Origin of the sequence: Streptococcus sp. GMD5S (assembly GCF_000298715.2) — a bacterium.
In the GTDB taxonomy this organism is placed as follows: domain Bacteria; phylum Bacillota; class Bacilli; order Lactobacillales; family Streptococcaceae; genus Streptococcus.
On the sequence record NZ_AJRG02000015.1, the window covers coordinates 1 to 20,188 of the forward strand.

A 20,188-nucleotide genomic window follows, 5' to 3' on the forward strand; every position below is an offset into this window, starting at 1 on the left:
CTTTATCAAGCAAGCAGACTGAATTGAAAGAGCTGGAAACTACTGCTGAGAAATTACAAGTCGTACAGCAACAATTCCCTGAATCGCCTGATATTGCTTTGCAGTATGCTATGATTTTATTCAATTTATCAACCAAGCAGACTGAATTGAAAGAGCTGGAAACTACTGCTGAGAAATTACAAATCGTGCAACAACAATTCTATGATTCACATGATATAGCTTTGCTGTATGCCATGATTTTGGTTAACTTATCAAGCAAGCAGACTGAATTGAAAGAATTGGAGACTACTGCTGAGAAATTACAAGTCGTGCAGCAACAATTCCCTGAATCGCCTGATATTGCTTTGCAGTATGCTATGATTTTGTTCAATTTATCAACCGAGCAAACTGTGTTGAATGAGTGGGAGGCTACTGCTAAGAAATTAAAGGAATTGCATGAACATGAACCCTTCCAAGAATCTGAAGAAATTGCTTTTATATATAGTATGGTCTTAGCAAGCTTATTTGAACACCAAAAAGAGTTAAGTGAACGTCTTCAAACCACAGAGACAATTAAAAATCTCTATGAACAATTTTCCAAATTTATGTTACAAAATTTTGATGATTTATTTTTTAGTAATGATAATGTTTGTGACAGTGATGAGTACAAGCTATTCAACTTTATCCTAAGAGAAGGTCTTTTAAAGAATACTAAATATGCTGTTTTACAAACATGGGCAAAGCATTATAAAGAAGACTCGAGTGAACTAAAGAACTTGCTATCTATTTATCAACTTGTTCAAAAAATCAAGTATCACCTTGGGCTAAAAGGTGAAGATAAAAATCAGGAGCTTAAATTTGGCCATTACACCAAGGGGAGCACTCTCCAAATTATGTTAGATCAAGAGAGGACTGATAAGGAGGATTTTTCAGTATCTGGAAAAACTCGCTTGTATAATGCAAATTATATGAATGATCCTGAGGAAGGAATCGTCATAGAAAAGATATTAGGCTTAGATAGACGAGATATCTTAGAACCAAGCTCATGGTTTTTAATGAGTTTTACAAACAAAACGGATGATCTGGCCATGTGGTCCCAGTATGGTGATGATGCTAAAGGTGTTTGTCTGGTACTTCGTGAAGATGATTTTTCTAGATTTACTTCCTTCAATGATGTTTCTTGGCGTAAAGAGGCCATCCCCTTAGTAGAGACAATGAGTAAGATAGAATCTACTCTATCGTACGATTTAAAAGGCTCGCCAAATGAATTAAATAATATTAAACCAACTGTAGCTGTTAAAGATGAAGAAAAAAGGTCGAAATCTGAAAAAAAAGAGAATGTACCAAAAGGGGATAGTGATTATCTCTATAGAATAGCCTACGTTAAAAATATAGGTGAAGATATAGAACTTGAGCAAACTGAACTATTTAGTAAGTCCGAAATAGAAGATTTAGCAAAAATGTTGAATAGTTTAAAGAAAAAACTAGATAGTGGTTCAAAAGTTACGGAGAAGAACTATCAAGATGCTATTGCTGAGTGTATAGAAGAGATTCGCTACTTATTTAAATCTGTCGATTACAAATATGAAAACGAACTTCGTATCTTACGCTATTCCAACCTAGATCCTAGCAATAAGGAAATCAAAATTGATAAAACTTCTGGAGTAGGTAAACTTTATGTAGAACGAAAAAATTCCATTCAAATCGGTGAGATCATTTTCGGTCCTAAGTTTCCGAATCCTGAGTACGTGACTCCTTTATTAAAACTTTTAGATAAGGAAATTAAGTATAAGAAATCTACGATAAAATTTAGATAAAGGCTGATAAAATCCCTTAAACTTCTAGTTTTTACTAGGAGTTTTTTTATATGTAAAATTTTTACACATATTTCTTGACAGGGCTTTCAACTTGAGATACAATATATTTGAAAAGAGTATATATAAAATTTTTATATAATATTAAGGAGGTTTCCCATGTACTTCCCAACATCCTCTGCCTTGATCGAGTTTCTCATCTTGGCTGTACTGGAGCAGGGGGATTCTTATGGTTATGAGATTAGTCAAACCATTAAGCTCATCGCCAATATCAAAGAATCTACGCTCTATCCCATTCTCAAAAAATTGGAAGCCAGTGGCTTTCTGACCACCTACTCTAGAGAGTTTCAGGGGCGTATGCGCAAATACTATTCCTTGACCAATCGGGGCGTAGAGCAGCTCGTTACTCTAAAGGAAGAGTGGACGCTCTATACCGACACCGTCAACGGCATCATAGAAGGGAGTATCCGCCATGACAAGAACTGACTATCTGACTCAGTTAGAAACCTATCTCCATAAACTGCCCGAAGCTGACCGCATTGAAGCTATGGACTACTTTAAGGAACTATTTGACGATGCAGGCCCAGAGGGCGAAGAGGAACTCATTGCCAGTCTAGGCACTCCAAAAGAAGCTGCCCATGATGTCCTCTCTGATCTTCTCGATAAAAAAGTCAATGAAGCCCCTGCTCAAAAGAATGACCGCCAACTGCTACATATTGCCCTCCTGGCCCTGCTAGTAGCTCCTATCGGAATTCCGGTCGGGATTGGCATCCTCATGGCCATCATCGGTATTATTATCGCGGCTGCCTCCGTCATTCTAGCCTTCTTTACCGTCTCTGTGACGGGTATCCTGCTAGGTGGACTTTTTATCGTAGAGAGCTTTAGCGTCCTAGTCGAAGCCAAATCTGCCTTTATCTTGATTTTTGGGGCTGGTTTGCTTTCCATTGGTGCTTCTTCTCTTGTTCTACTAGGCATCTCCTATGTAGCTCGTTTCTTTGGCCTCCTAATCGTCCGCTTGGCACAATGGATTCTTAAAAAAGGAAAGAGAGGTGATAGACATGCGTAAATTGACAAAAGGATTTCTCATCTTTGGAGTGGTTTCTACAATCCTTGGTTTTATCATGATAATTGTAGGTGCGCAGTCCAATGGTATTCAAAGTTTGCTTGCCATGTCAAAAGACCCCGTCTATGATAATCGTATCGAAGAAGTGACCTTTGGAAGCGAAGTGGAAAAACTTGATTTGACCCTTGAAGAGCACAGCCTAACCATCACAGAGTCTGTAGATGACAAGATCCATATCACCTATCATCCTTCGGTGTCTGGTCGTCACGATCTGACTACTGGCATGAGTGACAAAACACTGACCGTCACTGACAAACAAGCCTCCCAACATCGCTTTCTAGGTTCAGGAATCGAAAGCCTACTTCGTATCGCCAGCAACTATTCTAATCGTTTTGACGAAGTCGTTCTCTCCCTACCCAAAGGAAGAAAGCTGCAAGCTATCACCGTCTCAGCCAATCGTGGACAAACTAATATTCGTCAAGCCAACCTTGAAAATGCAACCATCAAAACAAAAGGCTATCTCTTAAGACTAACAGAAAGTTCTATCAAGAACAGCACACTAACGGCACCTCATATCATCAATATCTTTGATGCCGAATTGACAGATAGTCAGGTCAAGACGGAGGGAGCACACATCTATGCTGAAAATATCCAAGTTCACGGCAAAGTCGAGCTAGAGGCTTATTCAACTCTACAACTCATTCTCTCCCAGAAAGAGACCGACCGTATCAATCTAGAAATTTCTTCTCAGCATGGTGGTATCTATCGTCAACCCAAAGAAGAACATCGTGGACAAAAAGAGAATGTACTTGCCAACCCTTATAAAACCGAAAAAGCAGATATCAAGGATTTACTCATTGCAAAAGCCAACCAGGATATCTACCTACCTAAAGAGGAGCACTCTGCTCCATCTAGAAACCATTGACAAAAACGCTTTCATCTGCTAGGCTAAAGATAGAAAACAACCATAAAAAAGGAGGTTCCACCATGACACAAGAATGGTTTGAAAGCGCCGATATTGAGAAGAAATCAGCTCAGACGAAATCGGAAATCCAGCCCGACCAACCAGAGACTTCGGAAACTGTGGAGACTGAACCACAAGTAAGCGAAGAAACTTCTGTCTCACCTAAAGAGTTAGAAATACATGAGGAGGAAGCTCCCGAAATGACTGAGGAAACCCAAACCGAGGAAGAGGGAGAAGGGAAAGCTGAAGAGGAACACAAGCCAGAAACCCCTGCAAAAGAGAAAAGTATCCTCAGCAAGGCTTTAGAAAGCCCCTATATCCCAGATATTGACCCTCGTAAAACAGCCAGATTCAAAGAAGAAATCGCACTGTTTTGGACTTGGCTGCTGGATGCTATCCAAGAACCAACTGCCAGCAAGACTACGGACCAAAAGCATCGTTACAGTGTCTTTGGCCTGCTCACTTTGCTATCCATGATTAACCTTTTCTTTAGTATCTATCATATCAAGCACCTCTACTACGGCTATATGGCCTCTATTGCCAATAGTTTACCTAACCAGCTCCCACCTTTAGATCTCTTTGCTGGACTCTCCATCTTAGTCGCTAGCGCTCTATTTTACTTTTCTATCATTTTGGGAGGCTTTACTGTTCGACGGGTACTGGACCAGGAGAGCGACTTCACATTCCAAGAAGCTTGCGATCGTTACAGCCGACTCTTTGCTATCCCACTTGTCCTAACAGCTCTAGCAAGTTTCTTTGCACTCTTTGGTGGCTTACGATTTGCTGGCATCCTCACTCTTCTAAGCATGGTCATCTTTGCCCTTGGAAATCTCTTTGTGATTAGCAAGCCAAGTAAGACCAGTAGCCTTGACCCATTTTATCGTTTCTTGTTAGCTGTCTTACTTGATGGCGCTATTCTCTTACCCTTCTTCATTGCAGAGCTCGCGCTGACAGTTGACTACCTTCGCATCCTGACCTTCTTTTAACCAAAATCCCTGCCATTTGTTAATGACAGGGATTTTTATGCTTACTCTTTTTTAAACAAGGCTTACTCGATGCTTGCCAATCCTTCAAAATCTTGTCCTAGGATGGGTTGTACTTCTAATTGATTGGCATCTAGTTGGTGGTAAAATTCTGTTGGTAGTGACTCTAGGAATCTTGCATAGTCCAAGCGAGCGATGGATTCGTAGTCTTTGGCTTTGGACCCATCACCAGAAATCGTCACTAGGTCAATCTCCCAAACAAGCTCCTTGCCTGCTAGCTGCTCGGTATAGGGTGCTGGTACAAAGGGTTCCTTAGGTAAAATCGTCTTGACTCCCTGGGCTAGGTGGTAGATACCGTGTACCTTGCCTTGGGCATCTGGGTAGAATTTCATACTGGCAAGGTAGGCATCAGAGCCTTGAACCTTCTTGACCAACTCTTCAAAATGTGCCAATCCATCCTCAGCCAAAAAACTCTCGAGGTATTCCTTATTGAGATAGATAGGGGACAAGATCCCTTGGCAGTATACTAGACGAGCCGCTTTGTCAGCTAGATAATTCTGAACTATTTGTCGGAAATAAGCTTCAAACTCAAACCCTTCTAGCCCTTCTACCACTTGCCCCAACTTGCTTGATAGGGCTTGGAGGAGAGCTTCTACAATCTCCCAGTCCGCTCTGGTAAGGAAGTCTGGAATCTCCACTTGATAGCCTTTTCGGCTATCCGCATAGTTCACTTTGAAGAGAAATTGCGACTGGCCTACAATCCCACACTCGATATACTCGAGACGATTGAGGGGCTGACGGAGATAGACCGCATCATAACTGTGTGACTCCAAACCCTCCACCAAGGCCAAGATGGACTTGGCAGTCAAGACCTCCTGTTGTCCTAGAATGCTTTCTTTATTTGGGATAAAAAATGTTTTCGCCATAACTTGCCTCCTTTGAAATCGTTTACACATAGTATACCCTATTTTCCTGAAAGATACAGAAACAAATTTTAGATTTTTAGATAAAAAGCATAGAAAAACAGCCCCTAAAGGCTGTTTGCTTTATACTGTAGCGACTTGATCCAAGCTTTCACCGATAGCAGCTAAGCGCTCCACCACTTCTGCTTGTGTCAATTCATTTTCAGCAACATAGCGGTTGCGTGGGTGAACACGGCACTCGTGTGAGCATCCACGAAGGTACTTATCTTCATTTTCTTCTGATGTCAGGATACGACGGTTACAGAAGGGATTGCCACAATTGACATAGCGTTCACATGGTGTTCCATCAAACCAGTCTTTCCCTACGATGGTTGGGTTAACATGGTTGACATCAACTGCGATACGCTCGTCAAAGACATACATTTTCCCATCCCAAAGCTCACCTTGAACTTCTGGGTCTTTACCATAAGTTGCGATTCCTCCGTGCAATTGGCCAACATCTTTGTAGCCTTCACGCACCATCCAGCCTGAGAATTTCTCACAGCGAACCCCACCTGTACAGTAAACTACGACACGCTTGTCCATGAATTTTTCTTTATTATCACGAACCCATTGTGGCAACTCACGGAAGTTGCGGATGTCTGGACGGATAGCCCCACGGAAGTGTCCTAGGTCGTACTCATAATCGTTACGTGTGTCAAGGACAACTGTATCTTCGTCAAGAAGGGCTTCTTTAAACTCTTTTGGAGACAAGTATGCACCTGTTGTCTCAAGTGGGTTGATGTCGTTGTCAAAGTCGTTGTCTTCCAAACCAAGGTGAACAATTTCTTTCTTGTAGCGAACAAACATCTTCTTGAAGGCTTGTTCATTTTCTTCGTCAATCTTGAACCAGAGGTCTTCCATTCCTGGGAGGCTGTGAACGTAGTCCATGTATTTTTGAGTTGTTTCGTAATCACCTGAAACGGTTCCGTTGATTCCCTCGTCAGCGACTAGGATACGACCTTTAAGGCCGATTGATTTACAGAAAGCCAAGTGATCTGCAGCAAATTGTTCTGCGTTTTCAATCGGAGTATAAAGGTAGTAAAGTAAGACACGAATATCTTTTGCCATAAGATTTGTTCTCTTTTCTATTCTTAAATTTTCAGAATTTTTCATTCAACTATACTAGTATACCCACTTGGGAAAACGAATGCAATTTATTTGACTGGAAATTATATAGAGAGTCCTGCCCCTGCACTTCATCAGTAACCATACCGAATCGCAGATAATTCTCTCAATTTTTTATTTACATCCTAAAAATCACTACCTCCCCTAGAGAACTAAGGAAGGCAGTGATCACATTTTTAGGAATTAGGAATGAATACACGAAATCAATCGATTTTATGATTTTTTGTTTTTCAAGAATTCGTCGTATTGTTTTTGCATTTCGTTCAATACTTTTTCGTAGGCACCTTCAGATTTCAATTTTTCCATCAATTCTGGAATAGCTTTATCTGGGTCTACAGTACCAGTGTTGATAGCTGTATCGAATTGTTGCATTGTGTTAGAAATTGCTGAGATTTCAGATTTCACATTGTCAGTGTTAAAGATGAATCCAAGTGCTGGAGATTCTTTAGCTTCTGCCAATTGTTTCTTAGAATCTTCGATTTGTTGGTCTGTAACGTTTTCGTTGATGTAAAGAATCCAGTTGTTACCAGTGTTCCATCCACCCATGTGAGTATTTCCTTTGTAGCCATCAAGGACGCGTACACGGTTTTCTTTACCTTCAATTTTTTCCCAGTTCTTGCCTTCTGGACCGTAAACAAGACCGTTCAAGAGTTCAGGGTTCGTGTTCAAGAGGTTCAACACTTCCATTGATTTTTCTTTGTTCTTAGAGTTGTTTGAGATAACAAAGTTGGCAACTTGTGTTGTTTGGTTTTTCTTGATAAAGTTAGTGATTGGTTTGATTTGGATGTCTTTGTTAGCAACACGTGAGAGCAAGCTGTTACCGTAGTCAGCTGGTCCTACTGTTTCTTCACGAACGAACCAAGTATCTTGTTGAAGGTCAAATGAAGTGTCGCTTGTTGCTACGTCTTTTGGAATGTATCCAGCTTCATAGAATTTGTGAAGAGTCTTCAAATGTTCTTTGAAACGAGGCACTTCGTAACGGTTTACGATCTTAGTAGTGTCTCCTTCAAGGTCAATAACAAATGGAAGTCCGTTTGGTACTGGGTAGTCAAAGTTATCAGATGGAATAAAGTTCTTCGTAACCGCAAATGGTACTACATCTGGAGCTTTTTCTTTGATTTGTTTCAAGACTGGCTCAAGTGTTTCGTATGAAGTGACACCTGAAATATCGATACCGTATTTAGCAAGAAGAGTTCCGTTGAAGGCAAAGTTTTGAGATGATGCAACGTTAGCTGCAACTGGTACTGCATAGATCTTACCGTTTACAGTGTTCCCTTTGATGTAAGCTGGGTCAAGTGCTTTGTAAAGCTCTGCTCCTTCTTTTTTATACAATTCAGTCAAGTCAGCATAAGCACCTTTTTGAGCATTTACGACATAGTTAGATGCAAATGCGATATCATAGTTTTCACCAGATGATGTGATAACAGACATTTTCTTATCATAGTCACCCCATCCAAGGTATTGGATATCCAATTTAGCACCGACTTTTTCTTCGATGATTTTGTTTGCATTTTCTAGCAATTCATCCAAGTTATCTGGTTTGTCACCGATTTGGTACATTTTGATTACAGGTTTTTCACCTGAAGTAGTATCTGCAGCTTTTTTGTTGTTACCTGTAAGGTTTCCACAAGCAGCAAGACTTGCAGCCAAAGCGACTACGCTAGCAGATGCAAAAGCATATTTTTTCCAGTTTTTCATGATAAAAACTCCTTTTTTTATTTTTAAACTTATAAACGATTTAATAATTTGTAACTTCAGTCACTAAGATGAAGTTGGGAAGGGAGAAACGGTGTTTCTCAGTAAGTGCTATTCTTTCACACCACCGATTGTCAAACCTTTAACAAAGTAGCGTTGGAAGAATGGATACAGAATCGCGATTGGAAGGGTTGCAACAACAACCATGGCCATACGACCTGTTTCTTTCGGTAGAGCGACTCCCAGTTGACCAGATAGGCCGACTGCTTTTGCGATGTAGTCCATATTTTGTTGGATTTGCATGAGCAAATATTGCAATGGATACAAGTTATCACTCTTGATGTAAAGAAGGGCGTTGAACCAGTCGTTCCAGAAACCAAGAGCTGTCAAAAGCGTGATGGTTGCGATACCTGGTAGTGACAATGGCAAACAGATTTGGAAGAAGATCCGGGCTTCACTGGCACCATCGATACGAGCAGATTCTAGAATGGCTTCTGGAATGGTCTTCTTGAAGAAGGAACGCATCAAGATGATGTTGAATGGTGAGAGGAGCATTGGAACAATCAAGGCCCAAACGGTATCACCCAGTTGAAGCAGGCGAGTGACCACGATATAGCCTGGTACCAAACCAGCATTGAACAACATACTAAGAAGAGCGAAGATCGTAAAGAATCTGCGATACTTAAAGGTTGTACGTGAGATGGCGTAGGCATAAGTGGTTGTAATGAAGACGTTGGTCACTGTTCCGACTACGGTTACAAAAACTGAGATAAAGAGCGCTTGGAGGATCTTATCTTTAAACTGAGCTAGGAACTGGAATCCATCTACACCAAATTTCGAAGGGAAAAAGCTATATCCATACTGGAGGATGCTCTTTTCATCTGTCACCGAAATGATGATAACGAAGATAAAGGGCAAGATACAAGAAAGAGCGATCAAACCAGAGATAATACTAAAGAAGATATCTGCTTTCTTACTGAAGGAGTGAATGCCGACATTATCGATTTTTTCTTTTTTAATTTTCTTTTCTGCCATATTCTCCTCCTTTCTAGAACAAAGCTGAGTTTGGATCAACTCGTCTTGCAAGCAAGTTTGATAGGATAACCAGAATCAAACCGACTACGGATTGGTAAAGACCGGCTGCTGAAGCCATACCGATATCTGCTGTCTGAGTCAAACCATTAAAGACATACACGTCCAAAACGTTGGTTACATTGTAGAGCTGACCAGCATTGTGTGGGATTTGATAGAAGAGACCAAAGTCTGCACGGAAGATATTTCCGACTGCAAGGATAGTCAAAACTGTTACAAGTGGTGTCAACTGAGGAATGGTTACGTTGCGAATACGTTGCCACTTGCTCGCCCCATCCACTGTTGCTGCTTCGTAGTAGGTTGGGTCAATTCCCATGATTGTCGCATAGTACATGACACTGCTATATCCAAATCCTTTCCAAATACCTAGGAAAAGGAGAAGGTATGGCCAAATGCCTAAGTCAGCGTAGAAGTTGACTTCCTTCATGCCAATGGATGTTAGGAAATGGTTGAAGACCCCTTTGTCAATGTTTAGGAAAGCATCTGTAAAGAAACTAATGATAACCCATGACAGGAAGTAAGGGAACAACATAGACGTTTGGAAAATCTTAACCATTCTTTTAGAGCGAAGCTCGCTGAGGATGATGGCAATCCCTACTGATACAATCAAACCGATAAAGATAAAGCCAAGATTGTAGAGAACGGTATTACGAGTGATGATAAAGGCATCTTTTGAACTGAACAAGAATCTGAAATTATCTAACCCGACCCATTTACTATTCACAATACTATCTATGAAACCATTACTGGTCATATGGTAGTCTTTAAAGGCGACCACATTCCCAAATACTGGAATGTAAAAGAATAGAATCAACCAGAGTGCCCCTGGTAAAACCATCAAGAGAAAGATCCAGTTATCTCTCAAGGTCTTTGAAAACTTTTTCATAATTTCCTCCCTTTTTATTCCTAAAAACTGATTTCATCGAATTTTTAGGTTTGATAACGATTACATTATTAGTATACTCCTATTTGAAGGTCAGGTTAAACTACTAATTATAGAAAAAACTCCACAAATTATTTTTTGTGGAGAAGTTTTTTATAAGAAATAGGTTTCACGAGAAACACTCTGAACAAAGGACACTGTTCTTGTTTTTATACTCAATGAAAATCAAAGAGCAAACTAGGAAGCTAGCCGCAAGCTGCTCAAAGCACTGCTTTGAGGTTGCAGATAAAACTGACGAAGTCAGTAACATCTATACGGCAAGGCGAAGCTGACGTGGTTTTAAGAGATTTTCGAAGAGTATTAAGTCGTATAAATCGTTGAAGCTGTCGCAATAGTATGCCATTGGTTGGCTGTTGTGGCTGCGAAGTCCTTGTCTGCGTAGAAGTCAGTAAATGGTAGGATTTCAACTTCTAGCTCGTCGATGCGGTCAATCTGATCAGACAGATAGGCTTCGATACGGCTTTCTGCTCGCTTGATGCGTTGCAAGAGTCCGCCCATACGGATATCAACCGTATCCAAACCAAAGACCTTGTTTTCTTTCAACCATTGGTGGCTAAAGAGGGCATGGAAGTTTTCAATCTCGCTTCTAAGTTTTGGTAATTCTTGGCTTGCGATTTCTCTCAGACTTTCTTTATCGTTTACTTGGTAGGCCTGACGAATGCGTCGTCCCACATCCACTTTGCTACTTAAAATCTGGTTCAACTGGGCCTGAGTTTCAAAGAGGTAGGCATAGTCCCCAGCTTTTTCTTTGATAGCAGCAAGTGTCTCAGCAGCCTGAGCGAAGTGCGATTTGTCCTGTTCAGGAGTCATGTGCTTATCAAGGATTGGACAGAGAACATCCTGATAAAAGACATAGCGGTTGGGATTAATCCCACTGAGATTGTCTGGTAGATCTGGCAAGAGGTTGGCCAAATCAAGCTGCATAAAGTCCTCAACGGATAGCCCTGTATTGGTCTTGAAATGAGCTGACAAACGGTCTAAATCATTTCGGTAGCTGAGTTCTGCCCAGATTTGTAGACTTGGCAGAATAGAGAACTGAGCTGTTTCACCACCATTATCTCCCCAACCAGTCACAATGACTTCCTTGATCTGATTAGCACGGCAGGCTTTGTTAGCTTCGACAGCGATGAGACGACTGAAATGGTTGTGTGGTGTGAAACCAATCCACTTCCAAGCACCACCTGCAAAGGCAACATCCTGGCTAATCTTGTGGTGATTACCGAAGTTACGGTTGTATTTTTCTTCGCTATCCTGATAATAATCCCAGTAAACCAAGGTCACACGGTCTTTAAGGCGGTCAAGAAAAACTCGTGTTTCCTCTGGAATTTCGACATCACGGTCGTACTGGCCATCTGCTGACATGAGTTTGAAGAACATATCGCTCCACATCTGGCAGTGGAAACCATACTTGTCTGCAATATCCAGCACGCGCTCCAAATGTTGACACATGAGGAGACTACGGTCCACAACACCGTTTAAGATGAGATAGCGACCCAAACCAACCAAGTGGGCTTCGTCCATGCCGATATTAACCTTGCGTGTTTGTAGTTTAGACAAAGTCGCAAACATGCCGTCGATTAGGTCGTAAACTTTTTCTTCGCCGATGAGGAGAATGTCCTCTACATCACGAAGTTGCTGGACTTCTTTAACACCCCATTTAACAAAGGCTGATAAGTGAGCCAAGGTCTGGATACATGGTACAAAGGTCATATCAAACTGCTGGGCGTAGGCTTCGATTTCCTGTAATTCTTCAGCTGAATAAGCCCCGCGGAAATAACCAAAATAAGGTTGCCCTTCAATCTGATAGGTATCTTCCATGTAGAGCTCAAAGGTTGAATAACCCATGAGAGCCAAAACTTCAATCATCTGCTTGGCTGATGCAACATTTAGAACCGCATTTCGCGAACAGTCAGCCATGTAGGCTAAATCTTCATAAGCCGCTTGCTCCTCAATCTCCACCTTATCACCTTCTTCTAAAGCTGTTGCGAGAACAGACAAGGCGCGATAGAGTTGGTGAGGTTTGCGATAAGTCAATTGATATTCTCCGCTCTCACCCTTGATAGAGATAGAGGCTTGGTCAGACTGAGCAACCGCCACTTCTACATCCGGTAGAGAAATGTGATTTTTTAAGACTTCGATAGCTTGGGCTTGTTTGGGACTAAGTCCTGTAAAACTTACCATTGGTTTTCCTCCTGTAACCAGTTGACAAGGGCACCGTATAGATTGGCATCTGCATGATAGGTGCAAGCTTGAATGACTGGAGCGATAGTATATTCTTCATATCTTTCCACAAAGGCGTCTACTGCTTTTTGAACGCCTTTGATAAAATCTGGGTTTTGACTGATAGAACCTCCCAGACTAATGACATCTGGGTCAATGAGATACTGGATATTGAGCAGGCCTTGAGCTAGGTTACGATTCATGCGCTCAATGGCTTCTTGGCAGAGGGCATTTCCTGCTGCAGCCTCTTGGTAAACCTTGCGTCCGTCCCAATCAGACTGACCAGATTTTTCAATGACGTAGCGAACCATGTTTCCTGTAGAAGCTAGTAGCGACCAGTTATTGAGTCTTTCTGCGGGCTCGATGGTTGTCATGTAGCCAAACTCACCGCCCAAACCATGACGACCACGGTGAAGCTTGCCATTGATAATCATAGCGCCACCAATTCCTGTACCAATCACGACACAGGCTGCATTTTCAATCTCAGGGTGAGCCAGTAATTCGCTGAGTCCAACACAGTTGGCATCATTTTCTAAATGAACAGGTAGTTTGTGATGAGCAAGGGCCTCATACCAAGAAAAACCATGGATGTAAGGAATGGCGCTAATTCCCTCAATCACTCCTGTTTCTTGATTAACTGCACCTGGCACACTCATAGCGATTCCGCTGTAGTCTTGTTCCGATAAGCGTTGGTCCAACCAAGCTAGCAAATCTTCCAGAGTTTCTGGAGTTGGGGTGCTGGTCTTATCTAAAATCTTTCCATCAGGAGTTAGACTAGCAAACTTAATGCCAGTCCCTCCGATATCAATCGTTGCAATGGTCATTACTTTCACCTGCAAAAAGGAGCGAATCAGCAGTTGGTTCTTACTTTTTCGCTCCTCCTTTCTGTTTATGTTTTCTTGTTGAAATTAAATTTCTTCTTTTTTGATCAATTCTGTACGAATTTCCTGTGGTGCCAATAGTCCTGAATGAACTGGATATGGGCGTTCCAACAAATCAAGAATGGTTTGTTGTTTTTCAGACACGCGAACATTTTCTTGACTCATATTGTAGTAACGAAGGACGTATCCTTCTTCATTTTCAGCAACTTTAAAGGCTGTTGGGCAGACTTGTGGCAAGTTCAGTGCCGGATGGTTAAAGAGGCTACCCGTTGCTGCAACGCTTCCCTCTTGTTTTGCAACTTGAAGAGCTGTAAATGGCACCTGGAAGGCTTTGGCACGACGGAAAGCTGAGAAGCGTTCCCCTGCTTGGTGACATTCTACTGCAAATTCAACTTCGATATCACGCAAGCACTGAGCTTCCGGTGTTGGGAAATAGCCCCAGTCACCGAGTTCGCCTGAAGCACGAAGAAGGGTTACAGCCATGGTGTCATCTCCAAGAATTTCGTATTCGTGCAATCCTTTATTGGATACTGTCACTCCTTTAACATCATCATACAAGCTGACAAAGGCTTGTTGGTGTTGTGGATTTTCAGGATTTTCCCAAGAAGCTGCTGGTTTATTTGGTCTTGTCACAACTTCATAGATGCTTTCGGAATCATTGCTTGGACGAGTGTTATGAGTTTTTACTAAGAGACGAATGCGGTGGTCTTTGGCTGTATTAGTAAAGCGAGTCTTGAAGCGAATCTGTGGATTGTCCACAAAGACAGTCATTTCTGTTTCAAGAGGAATGGTTGTCAACTCTTCTGAACGACCTGCATCTCGTTTCATGAACTCGATGATCCCTCTTTGTTCTGCATCCAATCTTTCATCTGCGCTAACTGGAATAGTCAAGTCATGTTTGAGCAAAACCTTAGCATAGCGAGCATTGTTTTCTAAGACTTCATAACCTTTCAGTTGAGCATAAATTGGTTCAGTTCCTTTTGGTTGGAAGTAAATGTACTCGTTACCAATATCTCCACGGTCCTCAAATTGGATGAAATCTTCGTAGGCTTCGTTTGTAGTCTTGTCATAGACTGTGATTCCTTCATCTACACTCACTGTCACGAATGGTGTATCAATGACTCCATTTTGGTAAATACCATCACGGTGATCTACTTGACCTTCGACCAATTGGAAGCTTGCCCAAGAAAGCGGAGCAAGGTGGACTGGGATTGTCACGCGCACTTGGCGTGCAATATATGGTTGGCGGAATTTATCCTTTGGCAAAGTATAGCCAAAACTTGCTCCCAAGTCTTCAATCTTGGCTTCAATGACATGACCATCCAAATCTTCAACATGATACTCTGGCAAGGTTAAGGCTGCCATTTTCTTGAAGCCCTCTGTCGGGTGCAATTCCTTAAATGGACAGACCGCTACATCGACAATCGTGCTGACGGTATCTACTTTATCATGCAAAGCTGTATTGATAACAGTGAAAAGATGCTCACTTTGTGCATTTTGGGTAGCCAACTTGCCCTTCCATTCGTTAAGAAGATTAGTCTTAACAAAATTCCCGACTTGATTAACCTTTGCAAAACGAGTTTCCATTTCACGGTGAACCTCGTCAATACTACAGCCACAGATACTATCGTGCGGTGCATTTTGCAGAAGTACTTTCCAAGCATAGGTCAATTGATCCTTGTGGTTATGTCCACCAGTGATAATGGTTAATGGTTCCACGACCTGCTCTAACAAGTTGCTATTTTCTTGGAAGGCTTGTTTGAGGTAAACGCGTGAAGAAGAAGTATTGGCAAGAGTATACCAACCATCCGTTTCCTGACTGGTTAACTCACCTGTGACCGTTGATAATTGTTCAGGAAGGGCACTTTCCAGTGCTTGGACATATTCGTCAAATGAGCTATGAATAAAGGTCACGTCAGGGAAGAGTTCGTTTGCCACACGAATGGCTTCGCTCAGATTTCTCTGAACAGGCTGGTGGTCACAGCCGTTCATCATCAACCATTGGTTGGTTGATGCATAATCACGGACGTCTGCTAATTTTTGCTTCCAGAAAGCCAAAGCCTCGTCTTTATCCACTGGAATTTCATTCCCGTTACTGTACCAATTAGCAAAAAGAATACCGAGTACACGGCTACCATCAGCACCCTGCCAGTACATCTCAGAGAATTGAGACGTAAATTGCTCATCTTCAAGGACTTGGTTGTCAAAACCGATCGGTTTGACACCACGACCAAAGGCTGCTACGTGAATGCCTGATTTTTGAAGGATTTGAGGTGCTTGCCCCATATTCCCAAAGGTATCTGGGAAGTAACCAATCTGAGTAGATTTGCCCCATTTAGCGCATTCAGCCTGACCAATCAAGGTATTACGGACATTGGCTTCACTGGAGATCAAGTAATCATCCTGCAAGATGTAAAAAGGACCAATCTTGAGCTTGCCTTCGTCAATATAACGCTGCACCTTGTCACGGTTTTCAGGACGAATTTCTAAATAGTCATCGAGGACAATGGTTTGTCCATCCAAGTGGAAGCTCTTGAATTCAGGGTCATTTTCAAAAAGATCAAACAGATTGTCAAAAAGTTCCACCAACTGCATCCGGTGACTTTCAAAAGGTAGATACCACTCACGATCCCAGTGACTGTGAGAGATGATATGTACAACAACATTTTCCATGAGTAAAACCTCATTCTAACTTAAATTTAAAAATATATTTGTGATTCTTTCCTAGAATCAGTTGAGCGAAAACGTGCTCCTTATACTCAATGAAAATCAAAGAGCAAACTAGGAAGCTAGCTGCAGGTTGCTCAAAGCACTGCTTTGAGGTTGTAGATAGAACTGACGAAGTCAGTAACATATATACGGCAAGGTGAAGCTGACGTGGTTTGAATTTGATTTTCGAAGAGTATTAGCGAATATCTAGGTAATCCAAGACCAATTCGCAGAACATCATGTTGGCCCATGAGAACCATTCACGAGAGTAGAGAGTCGGATCGTCTACGTGGAAGCTTTCGTGCATGACACCTGTTCCACCATCGCAGGCAACGAGTTGATCTAGCAAATGTTTTTTCTCCGCCTTATCCGTCGTTGTCAATCCTTGGATAGATAGGGCAATCGGCCAGATATAACGATAGAAGGTATGAGAGCTTCCGAGACCGCTAGCGTATTCTCCTTGGTAGAAGTATGGATTTTCAGGGCTGAGAATGGTGCGACGAGTTGCTTGATACACTTCATCATCCACATCACAGTAACCAAGATATGGAGCAGCCAGTAGACTTGGGACGTTTGGATCATCCATGATGCTGGCATTTCCTAGACCATCCACTTCAAAGGCGTAAATCTTTTCGCCCTTGCTGTTGGTGGTGTAGGCATAGTTTTCGATCCCTTCTTGGATCTCTGCTTGCAGACGTTTAGCGTCTGCGATGACACTCTCGCTATCAGCTAGATTCAATTCTGCAAAGATTTCTTGGACATAACCCAAGACAACGACTGCAAACATATTGGATGGAATCAAGTAGCTATACTGACAACAATCATCACTTGGTCGGAAGGCTGACCAGGTCATTCCTGTCACGGCAAAGTCAGGTCCAAAGCCATCATTTACCAAAGTGTCTTCCTTACGGTCTGTATCACGAACAAAACGATAGGCAGAGTTGTTGTGATCTTGCTCTACCGTCCAGAGATGAAGGATTTCCTTAGTTGCTGTGACAAAAGTTTCATCAAACTGGCTGGTTTCGCCAGTCTCTTTCCATAGGAGATAAGCCAGCTGCAAAGGATAGCAAAGCGAGTCCACCTCATACTTGCGCTCCCAAATCCAACCATTAAGGTCTGTATGGTCGGTCTCGTGGTGGCCCTTCCAGTTTTCCTCAATGTTAAAGGAGTTGGCATACGGATCTTTGAGTACTAGGGTCATTTGACGCTTGACCAAACCTGCAATGGTCTGACGTAAGAGAGGATCTCTTTTAGCCACATGAAGGTAGGGTCTGAGTTGGGCAGTCGAATCCCGAAGCCACATGGCAGGAATATCTCCTGTGAGTACAAAGGTTGAACCATCTTCTAGGATCTCAACCGTATTGTCCAAGGTGTCTGTATAGCAACGCTCAAAGACATCCACCCACTCCGGATGGTCCTTAGCCCGCTCTGCTACTTCATCCAGCCATTCTCTAACAATTTCTTTCGAATAAATCATCGTGCAGTTTCCTCTTTCAAACAAGTTTCATGTTCAGTATATAGTTTTTGAGACAGAAAATACATACACAAATGATAGTCATTTTTCTACAAAATAGTTATCTTTGAAACTCCTTTTCTAAAGACCTCATTTTTCTGATATAATGTAGAAAAACAGCTAAAGGAAATACTATGAAACCACTACTTGAAACCATCGATACCCGCTTTGGGACTGCTAGCAAGCATGCCTTTTCTCGAGGAAATACCCTGCCCTACACAGGCGTTCCTTTTGGGATGAATTATTTTGTGCCTCAGACCAGCGACCAGGAGGGAGCTTGGTTCTTCGATCCGCATCTGCCCATCTTTCAGGGGATTCGATTGACCCACCAGCCCAGCCCTTGGATTGGCGACTACTCTTGGCTCCTTCTGACACCTGTCACCGGCCAGCTTGGGGGAGATAACCTCTTTCACCGTCAATCCTCCTATGATAGGGATAAAGCTTCCTTCCAACCTCATTATCTGAAGATTTTCTCCCTGCGCTATCAGATTGAAACCCAGCTTACACCGACTTGCTATGGCGCTTCTATTCGTTTGGAGCAAAAGCAAGGCAAATCCCTCTCCCTCTACCTTCACGCTGCAGATGATTTAACAATTGAGCAGGTAGATAAGCAGACTCTAGCCCTGAGACAAGAAGGCAAAACAGAGACCAATAAAAATCCACTGATACTCTTCACCGCCCTACAAATAAATACGGATATTCTTGCTGTCAACCAAGAAAGCGGAGACTGGCGAATTGACTTAGCAAGCAGTCATGCTGACATCCAGCTAGCAACTTCTTTCATCTCGCCTTCTCAAGCTCTGCTTAATCTACCTCAAAAGGACTTTGATAGCTGTAAAGCAAGTGCCCAAGCAGACTGGGAAAATCTCCTCCATCGTTTTGACATACTAGAGACAGGAGAGGCTGACCGGACCTTCTTTGATCACTGCCTCTACAGACTCTTCCTCTTCCCACAGACTTTTTATGAAGTGAACGAGTCAGGGCAAACCATCCATATGGACCTGACTACTGGTACTGTCAAGCCCGGTATCCTCTTTAGCAATAATGGCTTCTGGGATACCTTCCGCACCACCTTCCCCCTCTTTGCCCTTGTCATACCGGAACACTATCACCTCTTTTTAGAAGGTTTCCTCAATAGCTACCGCGATACTGGGTTCCTTCCAAAATGGTTGGCTCCAGATGAACGTGGCATGATGCCTGGTACCCTGCTAGATGGCATTATCGCAGACAGCGCCTGCAAGGACATGGCCCCCGACCTAGAAAAAGAACTCCTTCAAGCCATGCTTGAAACAGCCACTAAGTCCGACCCTCTCGGCATCAATGGCCGCCACGGACTAGCCCAATACCAAGAACTGGGCTACCTCTCTACCGACCACCACGAAAGTGTCAGTCACACCCTTGACTACGCCTATAGCGATTTTTGTATCGCCAGCTGTGCCGAAAAGCTTGGTCAGAATGACATCGCGGAAACATATAGAACTGCGTCTCAAAATTACCGTCATCTATTTGATGCTGAAACAGGTTACATGCGAGCGCGAGATAGTCAAGGAAACTTCCGCCCTGACTTCTCTCCCTATAGTTGGGGACGCGACTACGCCGAATGCTCTGCCATTCAAGCGACTTTAGGCGTTCTCCACGACATCCCAGGTTTGCGTCAACTCATGGGTGGAAAAGAAGCCTTCAGCCACTATCTTTTGAAAGCCTGTCAGGACGCTCCTCTCTTTGAAACCACCGGCTATGGTTACGAGATTCACGAGATGAGCGAGATGGCTACCGCTCCTTTTGGGCAAATCGCCATTTCCAACCAACCGAGCTTCCACATCCCTTATCTCTTCCGCTACAGCGACTACCCTGACTACACTGCTCTACTCATCAAAACCTTGCGTCAGAAAGCCTTTCACCCCAGCTGGGAAGCCTATCCTGGCGATGAGGACAATGGCAGTCTCTCTGCTTGGTACATCTGGTCAGCTCTTGGATTCTACCCGATCTGTCCGGGCAAGCCAAGTTACGATCTCGGAATTCCTCTCTTTGACCACCTCCGTATCTACCTAGCCAAGGAAAATAAATGGCTGGATATCCATGCCGAGCAAAACCACAGCCATTTCAACTTTGTCAAAGAATGCCGATTGGACAAGGCTCCTGTATCTAGCATTCAACACCAAGACCTCTTGAAAGCTGAGCAACTGACCTTCACCCTCAGCTGGCTACCAAATCACTCCTAACCAAAAGAACCTTTGCATCG

At 42.7% G+C, this 20,188-nt stretch carries 15 protein-coding genes; 6 read left to right on the forward strand and 9 right to left on the reverse strand.

The window, feature by feature from the left end; all coding sequences use genetic code 11:
* The 5 genes from GMD5S_RS0207425 to GMD5S_RS0207445 form a co-directional block, all read left to right on the forward strand.
* A partial coding sequence (locus GMD5S_RS0207425) for a DUF2971 domain-containing protein (protein WP_016893826.1) occupies positions 1 to 1,796 on the forward strand: 1,796 nt, incomplete at its 5' end.
* 156 nt (positions 1,797 to 1,952) lie between these two features.
* Positions 1,953 to 2,279, forward strand: a complete 327-nt coding sequence (locus tag GMD5S_RS0207430; RefSeq protein ID WP_000273860.1) for a PadR family transcriptional regulator — start codon at positions 1,953 to 1,955, stop codon at positions 2,277 to 2,279.
* The gene (locus tag GMD5S_RS0207435; protein ID WP_000198647.1) at positions 2,266 to 2,859 is read left to right on the forward strand and encodes a DUF1700 domain-containing protein; all 594 of its coding nucleotides are present in this window, start codon (positions 2,266 to 2,268) and stop codon (positions 2,857 to 2,859) included. The genes GMD5S_RS0207430 and GMD5S_RS0207435 overlap by 14 nt, the downstream gene beginning before the upstream one ends.
* The gene (locus tag GMD5S_RS0207440) at positions 2,852 to 3,781 is read left to right on the forward strand and encodes a DUF4097 family beta strand repeat-containing protein (protein ID WP_001229046.1); all 930 of its coding nucleotides are present in this window, start codon (positions 2,852 to 2,854) and stop codon (positions 3,779 to 3,781) included. The genes GMD5S_RS0207435 and GMD5S_RS0207440 overlap by 8 nt, the downstream gene beginning before the upstream one ends.
* A gap of 62 nt (positions 3,782 to 3,843) precedes the next feature.
* Positions 3,844 to 4,806 (forward strand): DUF6574 domain-containing protein, encoded by a 963-nt coding sequence (locus GMD5S_RS0207445; protein ID WP_000191315.1) that lies wholly within the window; start codon positions 3,844 to 3,846, stop codon positions 4,804 to 4,806.
* Positions 4,807 to 4,868: 62 nt separating this feature from the next.
* Here GMD5S_RS0207445 and GMD5S_RS0207450 read toward each other — a convergent pair whose 3' ends face one another.
* The 9 genes from GMD5S_RS0207450 to GMD5S_RS0207500 form a co-directional block, all read right to left on the reverse strand.
* Positions 4,869 to 5,729 (reverse strand): DUF4299 family protein, encoded by an 861-nt coding sequence (locus tag GMD5S_RS0207450; protein ID WP_001140324.1) that lies wholly within the window; start codon positions 5,727 to 5,729, stop codon positions 4,869 to 4,871.
* Positions 5,730 to 5,849: 120 nt separating this feature from the next.
* On the reverse strand, positions 5,850 to 6,836 hold the full coding sequence (gene trhO, locus GMD5S_RS0207455) for an oxygen-dependent tRNA uridine(34) hydroxylase TrhO (protein ID WP_001030010.1): 987 nt from the start codon (positions 6,834 to 6,836) through the stop codon (positions 5,850 to 5,852).
* Between the two features lie 270 nt (positions 6,837 to 7,106).
* Positions 7,107 to 8,591 carry an ABC transporter substrate-binding protein gene (locus GMD5S_RS0207460; RefSeq protein WP_000800429.1) on the reverse strand — a complete coding sequence of 495 codons (1,485 nt, stop codon included), beginning with the start codon at positions 8,589 to 8,591 and terminating at the stop codon, positions 7,107 to 7,109.
* A 108-nt stretch (positions 8,592 to 8,699) separates the two neighbouring features.
* Positions 8,700 to 9,623 (reverse strand): carbohydrate ABC transporter permease, encoded by a 924-nt coding sequence (locus GMD5S_RS0207465; protein ID WP_000818344.1) that lies wholly within the window; start codon positions 9,621 to 9,623, stop codon positions 8,700 to 8,702.
* Between the two features lie 13 nt (positions 9,624 to 9,636).
* Positions 9,637 to 10,566 carry an ABC transporter permease gene (locus GMD5S_RS0207470; RefSeq protein WP_000714584.1) on the reverse strand — a complete coding sequence of 310 codons (930 nt, stop codon included), beginning with the start codon at positions 10,564 to 10,566 and terminating at the stop codon, positions 9,637 to 9,639.
* Positions 10,567 to 10,923: 357 nt separating this feature from the next.
* A complete protein-coding gene (locus GMD5S_RS0207480) occupies positions 10,924 to 12,804 on the reverse strand; it encodes a beta-N-acetylhexosaminidase (RefSeq protein WP_000253406.1) in 1,881 nt (626 codons plus the stop codon).
* Entirely contained in the window at positions 12,798 to 13,667 is an 870-nt protein-coding gene (locus GMD5S_RS0207485; protein ID WP_000150735.1) for an ROK family protein, read from the reverse strand. The genes GMD5S_RS0207480 and GMD5S_RS0207485 overlap by 7 nt, the downstream gene beginning before the upstream one ends.
* A gap of 84 nt (positions 13,668 to 13,751) precedes the next feature.
* Positions 13,752 to 16,397, reverse strand: coding sequence for an alpha-mannosidase (locus GMD5S_RS0207490; RefSeq protein ID WP_000432728.1), 2,646 nt, complete (start codon positions 16,395 to 16,397; stop codon positions 13,752 to 13,754).
* 232 nt (positions 16,398 to 16,629) lie between these two features.
* Positions 16,630 to 17,910, reverse strand: coding sequence for a glycoside hydrolase family 125 protein (locus tag GMD5S_RS0207500; RefSeq protein ID WP_000640538.1), 1,281 nt, complete (start codon positions 17,908 to 17,910; stop codon positions 16,630 to 16,632).
* A 170-nt stretch (positions 17,911 to 18,080) separates the two neighbouring features.
* Here GMD5S_RS0207500 and GMD5S_RS0207505 point away from each other — a divergent pair, with 170 nt between their 5' ends.
* Positions 18,081 to 20,168 (forward strand): GH92 family glycosyl hydrolase, encoded by a 2,088-nt coding sequence (locus GMD5S_RS0207505; protein ID WP_000803421.1) that lies wholly within the window; start codon positions 18,081 to 18,083, stop codon positions 20,166 to 20,168.
* The last annotated feature ends 20 nt before the right edge of the window (positions 20,169 to 20,188 follow it).

Coding starts and splice junctions, on each gene's coding strand:
- GMD5S_RS0207430 (WP_000273860.1), top strand. CDS start 1,953: ATGTACTTCCCAACATCCTCTGCCTTGATCGAGTTTCTCATCTTGGCT.
- GMD5S_RS0207435 (WP_000198647.1), top strand. CDS start 2,266: ATGACAAGAACTGACTATCTGACTCAGTTAGAAACCTATCTCCATAAA.
- GMD5S_RS0207440 (WP_001229046.1), top strand. CDS start 2,852: ATGCGTAAATTGACAAAAGGATTTCTCATCTTTGGAGTGGTTTCTACA.
- GMD5S_RS0207445 (WP_000191315.1), top strand. CDS start 3,844: ATGACACAAGAATGGTTTGAAAGCGCCGATATTGAGAAGAAATCAGCT.
- GMD5S_RS0207450 (WP_001140324.1), bottom strand. CDS start 5,729: ATGGCGAAAACATTTTTTATCCCAAATAAAGAAAGCATTCTAGGACAA.
- trhO (WP_001030010.1), bottom strand. CDS start 6,836: ATGGCAAAAGATATTCGTGTCTTACTTTACTACCTTTATACTCCGATT.
- GMD5S_RS0207460 (WP_000800429.1), bottom strand. CDS start 8,591: ATGAAAAACTGGAAAAAATATGCTTTTGCATCTGCTAGCGTAGTCGCT.
- GMD5S_RS0207465 (WP_000818344.1), bottom strand. CDS start 9,623: ATGGCAGAAAAGAAAATTAAAAAAGAAAAAATCGATAATGTCGGCATT.
- GMD5S_RS0207470 (WP_000714584.1), bottom strand. CDS start 10,566: ATGAAAAAGTTTTCAAAGACCTTGAGAGATAACTGGATCTTTCTCTTG.
- GMD5S_RS0207480 (WP_000253406.1), bottom strand. CDS start 12,804: ATGGTAAGTTTTACAGGACTTAGTCCCAAACAAGCCCAAGCTATCGAA.
- GMD5S_RS0207485 (WP_000150735.1), bottom strand. CDS start 13,667: ATGACCATTGCAACGATTGATATCGGAGGGACTGGCATTAAGTTTGCT.
- GMD5S_RS0207490 (WP_000432728.1), bottom strand. CDS start 16,397: ATGGAAAATGTTGTTGTACATATCATCTCTCACAGTCACTGGGATCGT.
- GMD5S_RS0207500 (WP_000640538.1), bottom strand. CDS start 17,910: ATGATTTATTCGAAAGAAATTGTTAGAGAATGGCTGGATGAAGTAGCA.
- GMD5S_RS0207505 (WP_000803421.1), top strand. CDS start 18,081: ATGAAACCACTACTTGAAACCATCGATACCCGCTTTGGGACTGCTAGC.